The organism is Pseudobdellovibrio sp. HCB154 (assembly GCF_046267985.1).
Taxonomy (GTDB): domain Bacteria; phylum Bdellovibrionota; class Bdellovibrionia; order Bdellovibrionales; family Bdellovibrionaceae; genus Pseudobdellovibrio.
On the sequence record NZ_CP176530.1, the window covers coordinates 2,516,510 to 2,530,118 of the forward strand.

Annotated in this window: 14 protein-coding genes; 8 read left to right on the forward strand and 6 right to left on the reverse strand. The window is 39.7% G+C overall.

Annotation, left to right across the window (positions count from 1 at the left end; translation table 11 throughout):
* Positions 1-19: 19 nt before the first annotated feature.
* Entirely contained in the window at positions 20-490 is a 471-nt protein-coding gene (locus tag ACKWCF_RS12145; RefSeq protein ID WP_409477862.1) for a hypothetical protein, read from the reverse strand.
* A gap of 164 nt (positions 491-654) precedes the next feature.
* Here ACKWCF_RS12145 and ACKWCF_RS12150 point away from each other — a divergent pair, with 164 nt between their 5' ends.
* Positions 655-2,226: a hypothetical protein gene (locus tag ACKWCF_RS12150; RefSeq protein ID WP_409477863.1), complete on the forward strand. Its 1,572-nt coding sequence runs from the start codon at positions 655-657 to the stop codon at positions 2,224-2,226.
* On the opposite strand, the gene ACKWCF_RS12155 is transcribed toward ACKWCF_RS12150, so the two are convergent.
* Together ACKWCF_RS12155 and ACKWCF_RS12160 are read right to left on the reverse strand one after the other, a co-directional pair.
* Positions 2,223-2,981 carry a TerC family protein gene (locus ACKWCF_RS12155; protein WP_409477864.1) on the reverse strand — a complete coding sequence of 253 codons (759 nt, stop codon included), beginning with the start codon at positions 2,979-2,981 and terminating at the stop codon, positions 2,223-2,225. The genes ACKWCF_RS12150 and ACKWCF_RS12155 overlap by 4 nt on opposite strands.
* A 17-nt stretch (positions 2,982-2,998) precedes the next feature.
* Positions 2,999-3,547: a hypothetical protein gene (locus ACKWCF_RS12160; RefSeq protein ID WP_409477865.1), complete on the reverse strand. Its 549-nt coding sequence runs from the start codon at positions 3,545-3,547 to the stop codon at positions 2,999-3,001.
* Between the two features lie 42 nt (positions 3,548-3,589).
* On the opposite strand from ACKWCF_RS12160, the gene ACKWCF_RS12165 reads away from it, so the two are divergent.
* The 3 genes from ACKWCF_RS12165 to mtnP are packed head-to-tail and all read left to right on the forward strand — an operon-like array spanning position 3,590 to position 6,116.
* Positions 3,590-4,264, forward strand: coding sequence for a class II aldolase/adducin family protein (locus ACKWCF_RS12165; RefSeq protein WP_409477866.1), 675 nt, complete (start codon positions 3,590-3,592; stop codon positions 4,262-4,264).
* Positions 4,261-5,268: an S-methyl-5-thioribose-1-phosphate isomerase gene (mtnA, locus tag ACKWCF_RS12170; protein ID WP_409477867.1), complete on the forward strand. Its 1,008-nt coding sequence runs from the start codon at positions 4,261-4,263 to the stop codon at positions 5,266-5,268. Before ACKWCF_RS12165 ends, mtnA begins: the two co-directional genes overlap by 4 nt.
* A 5-nt stretch (positions 5,269-5,273) precedes the next feature.
* Positions 5,274-6,116, forward strand: coding sequence for an S-methyl-5'-thioadenosine phosphorylase (gene mtnP / locus ACKWCF_RS12175; protein ID WP_409477868.1), 843 nt, complete (start codon positions 5,274-5,276; stop codon positions 6,114-6,116).
* Here the strand turns inward: mtnP and ACKWCF_RS12180 are convergent.
* The 3 genes from ACKWCF_RS12180 to ACKWCF_RS12190 are packed head-to-tail and all read right to left on the reverse strand — an operon-like array spanning position 6,108 to position 9,873.
* Positions 6,108-6,803: a PilZ domain-containing protein gene (locus ACKWCF_RS12180; protein WP_409477869.1), complete on the reverse strand. Its 696-nt coding sequence runs from the start codon at positions 6,801-6,803 to the stop codon at positions 6,108-6,110. The two genes, mtnP and ACKWCF_RS12180, sit on opposite strands and share 9 nt — an antisense overlap.
* A gap of 59 nt (positions 6,804-6,862) precedes the next feature.
* The gene (locus ACKWCF_RS12185; protein ID WP_409477870.1) at positions 6,863-7,912 is read right to left on the reverse strand and encodes a YheT family hydrolase; all 1,050 of its coding nucleotides are present in this window, start codon (positions 7,910-7,912) and stop codon (positions 6,863-6,865) included.
* Positions 7,855-9,873, reverse strand: coding sequence for a M13 family metallopeptidase (locus ACKWCF_RS12190; protein WP_409477871.1), 2,019 nt, complete (start codon positions 9,871-9,873; stop codon positions 7,855-7,857). The genes ACKWCF_RS12185 and ACKWCF_RS12190 overlap by 58 nt, the downstream gene beginning before the upstream one ends.
* A gap of 141 nt (positions 9,874-10,014) precedes the next feature.
* On the opposite strand from ACKWCF_RS12190, the gene ACKWCF_RS12195 reads away from it, so the two are divergent.
* From ACKWCF_RS12195 to ACKWCF_RS12210, 4 genes are read left to right on the forward strand one after another with little or no spacing between them, the layout of a single operon-like run.
* On the forward strand, positions 10,015-11,145 hold the full coding sequence (locus tag ACKWCF_RS12195; RefSeq protein ID WP_409477872.1) for a DegT/DnrJ/EryC1/StrS family aminotransferase: 1,131 nt from the start codon (positions 10,015-10,017) through the stop codon (positions 11,143-11,145).
* Between the two features lie 19 nt (positions 11,146-11,164).
* Positions 11,165-12,028: a 3-deoxy-8-phosphooctulonate synthase gene (kdsA, locus tag ACKWCF_RS12200; RefSeq protein ID WP_409477873.1), complete on the forward strand. Its 864-nt coding sequence runs from the start codon at positions 11,165-11,167 to the stop codon at positions 12,026-12,028.
* Between the two features lie 15 nt (positions 12,029-12,043).
* Positions 12,044-13,042, forward strand: a complete 999-nt coding sequence (locus ACKWCF_RS12205; protein WP_409477874.1) for a lysylphosphatidylglycerol synthase transmembrane domain-containing protein — start codon at positions 12,044-12,046, stop codon at positions 13,040-13,042.
* Positions 13,043-13,063: 21 nt separating this feature from the next.
* Positions 13,064-13,591 carry a TIGR03546 family protein gene (locus tag ACKWCF_RS12210; RefSeq protein ID WP_409477875.1) on the forward strand — a complete coding sequence of 176 codons (528 nt, stop codon included), beginning with the start codon at positions 13,064-13,066 and terminating at the stop codon, positions 13,589-13,591.
* The last annotated feature ends 18 nt before the right edge of the window (positions 13,592-13,609 follow it).

The window sequence follows — 13,609 nt, forward strand, 5'->3', positions numbered from 1 at the left end:
GAGCGCAAAGCTCCCTTTCTTATTCGGTAATATTTAAAACTGGTCCGAATACAAGCTGCGCACGCAGCATTCCCCGTCGAAAAGTAATGGGTTTATCAATGACCATAGTTTCTTTTAAAAAATTTAAATCCTTAACCCAGAAAGTTTGCTTTTCAGCTGGGCGTTTTGATGCATTTCCTGAATGCAGTTTTAAATCAATTTGAAAGCCGTCTTCTTTAGCGGTCATTGTGATATCGCCGGTAAAGATTTGCCCTTCTTCAGTTACTGTCACCGTATTCTGGGCTACGCCGTCTTTAAATACGGCCGAGGTATTCGCCGTTTCTAAATCTTTTGCCACCGGACTACGGCAAACTTTTTCTGTCTGGTAACAAGTTGAAATCATCAGGTAACGAGAAAATGCCACCGTTGGCGGAACTTCCACACGCTTTACTTTTTCTAGCAAACCGCAACCACTTGTAAAAAGCCAAACGATAAGAAAAATCTTTTTCATAAAAAAAGGCTATGATTTGCACTTCACTATTGTCAATCGTCTCAATGCAAGACGACGAAGATTTTTACAGCTGTAAGGCCGTGTTGCCCCTTTTTTCCGATAGAAAACACTCTCTGCAATATAAAAGCTTGGAGCGCGTATGATTATTGAAACTCTTAACTGGTATGCGAGTTCAAATTCAACTTCGTTTATTAGCGACCTTCTTCTTTTTACTGACAAGTCTTGTAGGCTTAAGCTCATTTGCTGCTTCAAAAAATGTCTGCACCATTACCCTAAACTCTGACGAAGAAATGATTTTATTTAAAAAACATCTGAATCCCGCTGACTGGAATTTTATTGAACTAACTCATAACGCTTTAAATGAACACGATAACCAATGGTTAAAAAAATCATGTGAAAAACAAATTAAATGCGACGTGCTTGTCGTTTCAGGTCACTTTGGTGGAACCTTTTTCGGTAAGTCACCATTTCGTCTTTCGACTGAAGACTTAGAGGCCGCTTCGTGCGACAGCCAATGCAGTGGTATTATTCACGAACCCAAAGAGGTATTTTTATTTGGCTGCAACACCTTAGCTTCAAAAGATAAAGACCGCAGAACACCTGAAGAATACATGCGTGTGCTGATTGAAGATGGCTTTTCTCAGGCGCAAGCCAGTCAAATCGTGTCGTTTCGCTACAGCGGCTTTGGCGATTCTTTTAAAACTAAGATGTCACAAATCTTTGCCAAAACACCCCGTATTTATGGTTTTAACTCGATTGGCCCCTCTGGAAAAACCGTTGAACCTTATTTAAACCGCTACTTAGAAAACTCTAAAGCTGAGTACAACCAATTTGATCAATACGTCCAAAAGCAGTCGACAAAGAAAAACACTAAATTTTTAGAAGCGTTAAAAAAGACCAGCGTTGACCAGGCCTTCGGAAGCTTACTTAATATGAAAAATGTTGAAGAAAAACCGTACTGTTATATCCGTAGCCCCAAAGTCGCTCATGTCGAAAAAATTAAGTACATCGAAAAACTTTTAAGTTCAGGTGACGGTATTAAAATTTTATCACATATTCAAAATTATATTCACACCCTTAAAGCCGACCCTATTCAGTTCACTGAAAAAGAGAAGCAGGCTTTAGAAAATATCGGTCGCAACGAGAAAATCAAAACGAATCTAATGAATCTATTAAATTTAGATGGTGTGATTTATATTCCGCTTAAGGCCAACGTAGTTAATGCTCTTCGTGATCTTGAAGTTTTAACACAAAATGATGCACTTTCGGCAATGAACCGTATCTTACAATTGAACAAACCTTTTACCGAAGAAAAACAGAACTATCTTTGTTCTTCAAGAATGCAAGTGAATCTAACCGCTGACATGATTCCAGAAGAGCGCTTTCGCGAGGCTGCGTTTGTGATTGTGTTAACGTGCTTAGTGCCAGCAGATCAACGCATTACCGAAAAACTATTGCCAAACTTAGCTCCAGAGCAAACTGATCTTTTCTTAAAAGCTAACAGTGTCTATGCTCTTCACCGCCTGCAAACCAAAGATGAAAGTCATCATTTAGCTATTGCTAAAATTTTAGAAACGCCGGATTTACCGCTGTATATGAAATTTGCTGTAAGCTATACCCTAAGCCAATTTAAATCAAAAAATCCAGAGGTTCGCCGCCTTATTACTCAAGCTCTGCAAAAGGGCGATAGCAATGCGGCTGTAATGAACCATTACAGCCAAGCCTTAGCTAACTAATTTTGAACCGGATTAATTGTTTGTGGTGGAATCGTCTTTTTACGCATACGCATATTAAGAAGCTCAACCACAAATGAAAACGCCATCGCAAAGTAGATGTAACCTTTAGCGATATGGCCGCCCATACCTTCAACTGTTAACATCACACCAATTAGAAGTAAGAATGATAAAGCTAAAATCTTAATTGTCGGATGACGGTTCACAAAGCTACTGATTGAACTTGCAGAAACAAGCATGATGACCATTGAAATTAACATCGCAATAACCATGATCATGATTTGATCTGCCATCCCTACAGCGGTAATCACTGAATCTAGCGAGAACACGATATCTAACATTAAGATCTGAAATAAAATTGAAGTGGCATTGGCGTAAACTTTTTTAAGATTGCCGCTACCTTCAGTTGACGGGCCAGCATCATCACCCTCAACTTTGTGGTGAATTTCATAAGTGGCTTTAGCCATTAAGAATAAGCCCCCGCCTAACATAATAAGGTCGCGGCCCGAGAAAGCTTTATCCATCACAGAAAATAAAGGGTCTTTTAATCCCATGATCCAACTTAACGAGAATAATAATCCAATGCGGATCACAAAAGCTAACATCAAACCAATGTTTCTAAGCTTGGCTTGTTTTTCTGGCGCCACTTTAGCGACTAAGATCGCAATAAAAATAATATTGTCGATTCCTAATACAGTTTCCATAGCTGTTAAGGTAAAAAGAGCGATCAAAGCTTCAGAAGTAAAAAGCTGTTCCATGTATTTCCTTTTTTATTTTATTTAAATGATTGGCAAAGACTTAAAAAACTTTGTTGTGCGAAAGCTAGATTTTTTTTCCAGTCTTTCAACGTATTTACGTCCGATGAGTCGGTCACGTATTTAATACTATGAAATGGAATATTTAATTTCTCGCACACTTGGGCGTACGCTAAAGCTTCCATGTCCATGATTTGATATAAATTGTTTGGTGATTTTTCAACTTCAACAAAGTCGGCTGTTCCACACGTGACTTTGGGTAATTCAGTGAATGTCTCAATTTTTTTACGACTGCGTATAAACGAAACCACACTGCCACGCTGGATGATACCATCTACTTCAACCAAAGTTCCAGGTTCCAACGAAAAGCTTCCCGCGGTACCTAAGTTAATAATGCGATGGGGTTTTAGAGTCATTCCAAGCTCAGTCAGTTTAGCTGCTGCATTGACCATTCCCAGCCCACTGTAATGGACATGAAAGCCATGCTGCTCAAGCACTCCGCCTGATTCTTCTCTAAGTGCCATAACGATAAGCACATTCTCATTGGGAAATTTGCTAAATTGATTCATCAAAGTTGCCACTGATCACTATTATCGCTATGAAATGTGGGTATGACAAGCCCGAATGAATTGCTTAGGCGCTACGAAAAAGAATGTTTACACATTTTAGAAATCTGTAAACGATTACACAGCCGAAACATGCTCTCAGCTGCTGACGGAAATATCAGTTTACGAGTCGAGCCCAACCTCATTTTATTTACGCCATCCGGCATAGCCAAAGCTTTTATGAAGCCCTCTGATATGGCGGCGGTGACTTTATCGAACGAAATCGTCTTTGGTAACCCTTCTTCTGAGCGTTTAATGCACTTAGAAGTGTTTCGCCAATGCCCAGAAGCTAAAACTGTGGTTCATGCCCACCCGACAACGGCAATTGCCTGGTCGATCGCTAAACCGCATCTTAAAAAATTACCGTCAGATTGTCTGTCTGAAGTGATCTTAGCGACTGGTGATATTCCGTTTGTTGATTATGCCCGCCCTGGTACTCAAAGCATGGGTGATGTTTTAAAACCTTATTTACCTCAGCACCGGGCGATGATTTTAAAACGTCACGGCGCTTTAACCTGGGGCCTTGACCTCGAAGAAGCTTACCGCGGTATGGAGCGTATCGAAAATTCGGCACAGATCTTAGCGCAAGCTCAAGCTCTAGGTGGATTAAATCCATTACCGCCTGAAGAAGTTTCGTACCTTTACGAATTAAGAAAGAAAATCGGAGATATTTTATTATGATTTCTTGTAACAGCTTAGCGCTTCGATTTTCAGAAAGCAGCTCAGAAAATAAATTTGAAGTCTTAGACCAAACACTTTTACCCCATGAAGAAAAATGGTTAGTGATTGAATCGACTGAGCAAATGATCGAGGCGATCAAAATGCTTCGCGTGCGTGGCGCCCCGTTAATCGGTGTAGCTGCGGCTTTACAAGTGGCGCAAGCAGCTCTTCAAGGTTTTACTAAAACTGAGTTATTAAAAAAAGCCCAAGCTCTTTATGAAGCCCGCCCAACAGCTGTGAATTTAATGAACTGTATTGATCGCATGAAAGCTGTGATCGAAACTGGTGCCGATAAAAATAAAATTTTACAAACAGCGGTTGATATCTTTAACGAAGATGTTCAATTATGCGATCGTATCGCGACATTTGGCGCAGAACTGATTCAAGATGGCGATCAAATTCTGACTCACTGTAATACCGGTGGCCTTGCGACCGTAGGCGTTGGAACAGCTTTAGGTGTTATTTTAAAAGCGCACCAACAAGGTAAAAAAATTCACGTGTGGGTTGATGAAACTAGGCCCTTACTTCAAGGCGGAAGATTAACAACTTGGGAATTACAAAAGCATAAAATCCCTTACACCTTAATCACTGACAATATGGCCGCTCACTTAATGAGTGAAGGTAAAATCAGTAAAGCCATTGTGGGCTCTGATCGCATCGCGCAGAATGGCGATTTCGCTAACAAAATCGGAACTTACTCAGTGGCTGTAAATTGCAAATTTCATAATATTCCATTTTATGTAGCAGCTCCTTTTACAACAGTTGATTTTAACTGTGTCTCTGGAAAACATATTCCGATTGAACAGCGTGCGGCTTCTGAAGTGATCAGCACGTGGGCCCCGAAAGACAGCCCCGTGTACAACCCGTCATTTGACGTAACTCCGGCAACACTAACAACAGGCTGGATTATGGACACTGGCGTATTTAACCATAAAAATATCGAACAAGGCGTTTTTAGAAAGTAGGATGTATGATCGCAATTATCGGCGGATCAGGTTTTGAAAAATTTGACGAATTCACAACGGTAGAAAAAATTAATATTGAAACACCGTTTGGTCCTCACTCATCAGGATTAAAAAAAGTAAAAGTTGATGGCACAGAATTTTTATTCTTATCCCGCCATGGTGAACACCATGAATTACTTCCTTCAGAAATTAACTACCGTGCAAATATCTACGCGTTTAAAAAATTAGGCGCTTCAGCGATCGTTTCATTCAGCGCCGTAGGATCATTACAACAAGAATACGCACCCGGTGATATGGTTGTGCCATTTCAATATATCGACCGCACTAAAGCGCGTATTCCTACGTTCTTAGGCGGCGGCTTAATAGGTCACGTGTCTTTAGCAAAACCTATCTGTGAAGTGATGGCGAATCGTTTACAAGAACTTGTAAAGCCGATGGCGCACAAAACTTTCTTTGGGCCAACTTATGTTTGTATCGAAGGCCCTTACTTTTCAACGAAAGCTGAATCACACACGTACCGCCAAATGGGTGCAGGCATTATTGGTATGTCTAACTTTCCTGAGTACGCTTTAGCGCGCGAAGCAGGGCTTCCGTACTTACCATGCTGCTTTGTCACCGATTACGACTGCTGGGATGACTCAATCCCTCACGTAACCGTTGAAGAAGTGATTAAGGTTATGAAGAACAATAACGCTAAAGCGTTCAATGTTTTAAAAGCGGTGTTAAAAGCCGGCGATATGGCCCAAGGCAGTTACGCGTATGAGGGTGGTCTTAAAACAGGTTTATTTATGCCTAAAGACGCTATCCCTAAAGATAAACTTCCTTGGGTGAATGTTTTATTACAGTAAACTTTTAACAGCGTAATGGTTAACAAGATCTTCAACGATATTGTTAATACGAGATTTGTGACTTTTTTGTAATTGCGTAAACTCTAACCCCAGCACAGTCGTGCCGTTAGGTTTACGCATAATAAAGCGCACGATCGCATCACAAACTACATCTGCGCGCTTAAAGATCTGATACTGAATACGAATCTGATCGCCTTTATTAATACTTAAACTTAATTTAGGAACTTCAAAACGGCAGCCACCGTAAGAGATATCTGTCACTCTGGCTAAATTTTTAATTTTAAGTTCAATCGACCAAACTGCCGCTGTTTGATTCCACTTTTCAGGAATATTATAACGTGGCTCTTTACGACGGCGAAGCTGAACGATTTTAGAACTTTGATCAAAACAGATTTGGTCATCAACAACTTCTAAAGAAGTTTTGATAAAGTACACTTCTGTACCAATAAAAAACTTAATTGAAGTTTGTCCTTGAAATAGCGCAAGCTTGTCTAACTGTGGTGTTTCTAAAAATATTTTTTTATCAGCGAAAAATTGAATTTTTGCTGAAACAGGATTTGGATCAGCTTCGTTTTTTAAAATCAAATCAGAGTTCAACGTGAAACAATTATGCAAAGCCAGGAAAGCATCTTTCTCTTCCAGCTCGACTAAAAATTCACCTGCGTTGCCTGTATTTGCTGCCGACATGATCCTTCTATTAGATCAAGTCTTCGTACTTTTAACAACGTGCCGAATCAGACCTAGCCCTAGGTTGATAGACTATCGATGGTGACCAAGACCTTATGAAGATAATCATCTAACCAACGAATACCGTATTTCTTGCTCTTATGTTTCGAAATGTAACCCATGTGACCGCCATGATCGATAAACGTTCTATGAGTGATGTCATTCCAGTTAGCCGTCGTATAATCTTCAAAAGCAATAAACGGATCATCTTTGCTTGTTAAAACAAACGTAGGAACAGAAATTTGATTTAAATACTTATGCGTACTGCATTGCTCGTAATAGTCAAAACTATCAATAAACCCAGATTTTTTTGACGTAAACACATCATCAATCAAACGCGAGTTAGCAACCAGTGGTAAATAAACGCGTGGATCAGCCTTAGCGATTAGTTTTTTTAAATTGTGATAAAAACGAATATCATACAGACGGGAAAATCCTTTAATCAGGTGACTGCTCGCTTTTAAAAGATCAATCGGTGCGTTAACCACAACACAGTAATCAGGTAAATGTTGGCCATAACGACGCGTGATTAAATTTAATAAAATACTTCCGCTCATTGAAAACCCAATGAAAATTTGCTTTTTCTTCGGAAACATTTCGCGAAGTTTAAAACTCACTTCAGAAGCATCTTCACCACGGCCTGAATGATATGGTTTTTTCGCCATGCCTTCTGCTAATCCCGCCCCGCGATGATCAACCATACACACTGAATAACCTAAATCAAAAGCCACTTGCGCTGAACGCTGAATATAATCTGACGTATGATCACCAGCTAAACCGTGAAATAATGTAACGATGGCCTGCTTTCTATTCGCCGATTTATTTTCATAAATCTTAAGACTCATTTGATCGCCGTCCGGCAAAGTTAAAAACATTTGCCGACCTTGCTCATTAAAATTTTTCGATTTTAAAACGTGACCAAGAATGGTCTGAGAATGTGCCGTTTCTACCTTAAGAACCGGCACAAAAGGAAGTAAATCGAGTTTAAGCTGAGAAAAAGGTACTGACAGTTTTACCAAATTTGGATTCTGTCTTTCTCGCTCATGAATAACTTGTTCTTTGGTTGACATGCAAACGCCTCCGCAAAGCCAGGTTGGTGCTTCACCTGTTCGTTGATACGAGCATAACCTAAACTATGTGGGTCAGTTTTTAAAAGCATTTCTTTCATTTTATCACGAGCTACACCGCACCATAAACGGCCGTAGGCAATAAAGAATTTCTTTTTATCTTCTAAAGTACCTTTGCCCTCTGGAAAAGCGGCTTTATAAGCAAATGTAAGCCCCACAAGGTCAGCTGTATTTTCGCCTAATGTTAATTCGCCGTTATGACCAATTTTGTTGAATTGCTCAACCATGCGTTGTCCGCGCTCTTTGAAGTTTTTCACGTCATCTTCAGACATCCACTGTTTAAGGCGGCCGTTATCGTCAAACTTAGAACCTTCATCATCGATCGCGTGACCTAACTCATGGGCTACCACCGCGCCAACTGCACCCAGATTTTCAATCACATCACCTTCTGGAACAAAAAATGGATATTGCAAAATACCAATTGGCATAACGAATTTATTTTTATCGGCTGAGTAATACGCATTAACAGTTAAAGGCCCCATACCCCAAGCTTCTTGGTTTACGCCTTCTTTAAATTTTTTCAAATTACGTTTGTGACCTTGCAACGTTAAAATTTTACCATTGTAGTAAGGTTTTTCAGCCGAGTATTTTTGAATCGGTTTAAAATCCCACTCTTTATCAGTGTATGGCTGGATCAATTGAAGTTTAGCGTGTTCGATTTTTGCAATCGCGCCTTTTTTACCTTCAGCTGATAACCATTTATTAGCTTTAAGACCTGCAATAATAGATTTACGCACGTCTTCAGCTACAGTTTTCATTTTCGCTGACGGAAATTTAGGGAATAAACGCGGAAGCATTTCTAAATCTAATTCGCGGTTAAACGCACCCATTACAGATGTCGTACAACGCTCTTGACGGTCTGGACGACTTGGAGGGCCACCTAAGAATTTATGGCTGAACTCCAGACGCTTTTTATAAAGCTCTGGGTACGCATCATCCATGTAACCACGAGCGGATCTGAAGAAATAAATATCTTTTAAAACTTGTAAGTTTTCATTCTTAAGCTCTTTTTGAACGAACTCAAAACTTTCTGGAATAAAATCACGCACTAAAGTTTTTTTCGGGATATTTTTTTTGATAAAATCATCTAAACCGATCGCCGAAGTGCGTTTTAAGAAATCTTCGCGTGTCACGTAGCGAGGCTCTGTCCAGCGTTTTCTAAATTCAGCCGGCATTGGGTAAGTTGTTTTGAAACGAGTTTCAAAATCAATCATCGCCTGTGCACGCTTTTTAAATTCGTCTTTGTTACCTTCTGGGTAAACTGTCGTGAAAAAATCCACGATCAGCTCACGATAAGCTGCCATTAATTCTTTGTTATCGTAGTAGCTATGCTCTGGTAAGAACATGAAGCCCACATCAAACATTAAATCGTAGATTTTAGGATTGTCGATATTTGGTCCCAGATCGTAGCCAATGAAAGTCCACTTTTCGTTCAACATATTTTCTTTAGCTAATTTAAGGTAATCATCAATTGATTTAATTTTATCTAAATCCGTACGAAGTTCTGCCACTAAAGCTTTTTCTTCAGCTTTAGAGCCTTCTTCATTCATACAAGCTTTGTAATAGTCTTTCATTTGTAACGAACGTGCGCTTAATTTTTTCTCGCCATCGATACTTTTAAAGAAAGCTTTTTTCTTTTCTAATAAGCGTTCGTCAGAATCTTCAAAGGCAAAAAAGTGGGCACTGCGGTCATCACGAAGCTTAAAAGATGCCTCTACATTGCTGCACACGTACTTATGAAAATCATCACAAGGTTCTGCTTTGTCATTGAGCGGATATTCGCGTTTATCAGGAATGTCAGATGATGGTTCTGACGCCTTTGTTTGCGCGGCGTAAGTGAAAGGAATGATGGTTAAAGCCGATAAAACAACACCAATCCCAATAGTCGAAGATTTAATCTTCATGAAACCCTCCGTGGTCCAGTTGAAAGATATCATTTTGTCAGGATTTACCTCTTGCGTGAAGCTTTTTTTCCACATCGTGACATCAGTCCAATTCTTAAGGCATAATACTACTTATCGTTTTCACTCTAGCAGGAGGCTATCATGTCAGTTCCTTTTATCGATTTAAAATCTCAGTACAACGCATTGAAATCTAATATTGATGCTCGCATTCAAAAAGTTTTGGATAGCGGCGCCTACATCAATGGTCCAGAAGTAGCTGAGTTAGAACAAAAATTAGCGGCCCACACTGGATCAAAGTATTGTTTAGCTGTAGCCAGCGGAACAGACGCTTTAGTAATTCCATTAATGGCCTTAGGCATCGGCCAAGGTGACGAAGTGATTACCACTGCGTTTTCATTTATCGCGACAGCTGAAACAATCGTATTAGCTGGCGCAACTCCTGTTTATGTTGATATCGATCCTAAAACTTTCAACATCGACCCTAAAAAAATTGAAGCTGCGATTACTCCAAAAACTAAAGCGATCATGCCGGTTTCTTTATACGGCCAAGTTGCTGATATGGAAGAAATCAACGCGATTGCAAAAAAGCATAACTTGTTTGTTATCGAAGATACGGCGCAATCTTACGGCGCAAAATACAAAGATAAAAAATCTGGCGCTTTAACAACAGCGGCTGGTACTTCGTTCTACCCTGCTAAACCACTTGGTTGCTACGGTGACGGTGGCGCGATTTTCACAAACGATGAAAATTTAAATAAAATCATGAAAGAAATCCGCGAGCACGGTTCTGAAAAACGTTACTACCACACTCGTCTTGGTGTAAATGGTCGTTTAGATACAATCCAATGCGCGATCTTATTAGCAAAACTTGAAAGATACGACTGGGAAGTTGAAGCCCGCAACAAAATCGCTACAAACTTCTCAACTTCATTTGCTGGTTTAGAAAAAGTAGATCCAATGTTTTCTACTCCATTAGTAAAACAAGGTAACCAATCAGTTTGGGCCCAGTACACAGTGACTGTAACTAACCGTGATGCTTTCCAAAAGAAATGCCAAGAGTTAGGTGTTCCAACAACTGTTCACTACCCGATGACAATGCCTGATCAACCTTGGTACGCAAAAAACACTCCACAACGTCACGATATCACTCATGCACGTTGGGCAGCTCAACACGTAATTTCATTACCAATGTTCCCGGACATGACTGCTGAACAACAAGCAAAAGTCATCGCTGCTGTCAAAACTGCGGTTGAATTTTCGGTTAAGGCGTAAACTACGCCGAAGGATTTTTATGATTAATCTTGTTAATGAATTTAAACCGTTAGCAAAAACGGTAACTTTAGAATCAAAATACGGAAACATCACTTGGGGTGATGGTAAAAGTTTCGTGTTATTTGCAGGTCCCGATATTATCGAAGACGAAGGCATGGTGATTGAAACCGCTAAAGAAATTAAGCGTGTAACAACGGCTTTAGGCATTCCTTGGATTTTAAAATGTTCTTTTGATAAAGCTAACCGCCAAAGCTTAAAAAGTTTTCGCGGTCCAGGTATGAAAGAAGCATTAGCCTCTTTAGAAAAAATTAAAGTGTCTGTAGGTTGTAACTTTATCACCGACGTTCATGAAACAATTCAGGTTGAAGAAACAGCTCAGTACGCTGAAGTTATTCAAATTCCAGCGTTCCTCTCTCGTCAAACTGACTTAATGGTTGCCGCTGCTAAAACAGGCCGCGTGCTTCACGTTAAAAAAGGTCAATTTTTAGCTCCTTGGGATATGAAAGCTATTGCGCAGAAGGCCGTACAAACTGGTAATGACAAAATCCTACTTTGCGATCGCGGAACGACTTTTGGGTACAATCGCTTAATCAATGACATGACAGGTTTAGTAGAAATGCGTCGTTTAGGCTTTCCAGTTATCATGGATTGCACACACTCAACGCAATTACCGGGCGCAACTGGTGAATCTAGTGGCGGACGTGGTGATATGGTGTGGCCATTAGGTCGCGCAGCGGTTGCTGTGGGTGTAGATGGTATCTTTTTAGAGACTCATCCTGATCCAGAAAAAGCACTGTGCGATGGACCAACTTCATTGCCGCTTCATAACTTAGAAGCTGTGCTTAAAAACCTTAAGAATATTTTTGATACTCACTCAAAATAATGGCAACGTAGGGGGATGCGAATCTCCTCTACGGCTCTGAAGAGATATCTTCGTCCGGTCATTGCTTTTATTTTGTTACTTCTCGTTTTAAAAATGGGGTTTATTGATATCAATCAATTAAGCCTCAGTTTTAAAAATCCAGCTATTCTTGCCGCGGGCCTTGTCTTTTTCACGTTACACACTTTAACGTTTGCGCTTCGCTGGAATATCTTAGTTAATTTAGAAATTAAATACCCGTTTAAATCAGCCGCCAAAGAAACTTTAATCGGAAACTTTTTTAATTTCTTTATTCCCAGCGGCGTCGGCGGAGACATCGTTAAGGCGTTATCCATTTCAGAATCCTACAAAGTGCCAAAAAAAATAAGTTTTTCATTAGTTACGATTGACCGCGTTCTCGGCTTATTCTGTTTAATTTTATTTTCGACATCGTTTTTATTGGTCGAATATTTCTTTGGCATGACTGAAGCTTTAACTAAACTTCTTCATATCAGCTTACTTATGCTCTGCTTAGCTTGCCTGGGCCTTTTATTTTTATATCATTCAAAAAAAATTATTCCACGCCTGCGTAGCAAATTTAAATTCTTCTTATTTCAAAAACTTTTTTCATTCGCTGAACAAGTACAAGTTAACATCACTAAAGCCATGCAAAGTAAGTTTATGCTTCGTTTTATCGGTGTAAGTTTTTTAATGCAGTGTATGTCGATTGGTTTTCTGTACGTAGTGACCTTAACACTTACGCAAGAACCCGTTTCGGTTTTTGTTTTCTTACCACTAGCTTGTTTTGCTTTTATGGCTTCAGCGATTCCGTTAACTCCTGCAGGTATCGGCGTTGGCCAAGCGGCTTTTTATTTTATTTTCTCGTTAATTAATATTCCTACTGCAACAGCTATTACGACTGGCGTAAGCTTAATGCAGTTTTTTATGTTAATTACGGCATTACCGGGCGGTTACTTTTTTGCAACATCAAAGAAAAGTGCCAAACACAAAGTTCCAGAAAACTTGAATCAACTTTAAAAACAAAAGAAAGGTAAAACTATGACCATACTTTTAAAACAACTTCTGAATCTGATCAAAATGCTGCATTCAGAAAATGGTACGACCCAAATCGCATGGGGTTTAACTTTAGGCGTATTCTTAGGCTTTTCGCCGTTCTTCTCGCTCCAAACGTTTTTAATCTTAACGATTCTTTTCTTTTTCCGCGTTCAATTCGGAGCTGCGTTTTTATCAGCGTTTGTTTTTAAATTCGTAGCTTTCTTAATTGACCCGTTAGCCAACTCCTTAGGCCAATGGGCTCTAGAAGAACAATCCTTTCGCCCGTTGTGGACACAGCTTTACAACATTCCGTTAGTTCCTTACACACGCTTTAATAACTCAATCGTGATGGGAAGCTTTCTTGTCGCTTTAATCTTAAGCCCGGTTTTCTATTTCGCATTTGTGATTGCAGTTAAAAAATACCGCACAACTGTGGTGGCCCGCTTTGAACAATCAAAAGCGTACAAAGCTCTTAAAGCCAGTAAGTTTTATCTTTGGTACACAAAATACAACGATCTTTACGGTAACTAATTAAAGGCGAGCAAGGAT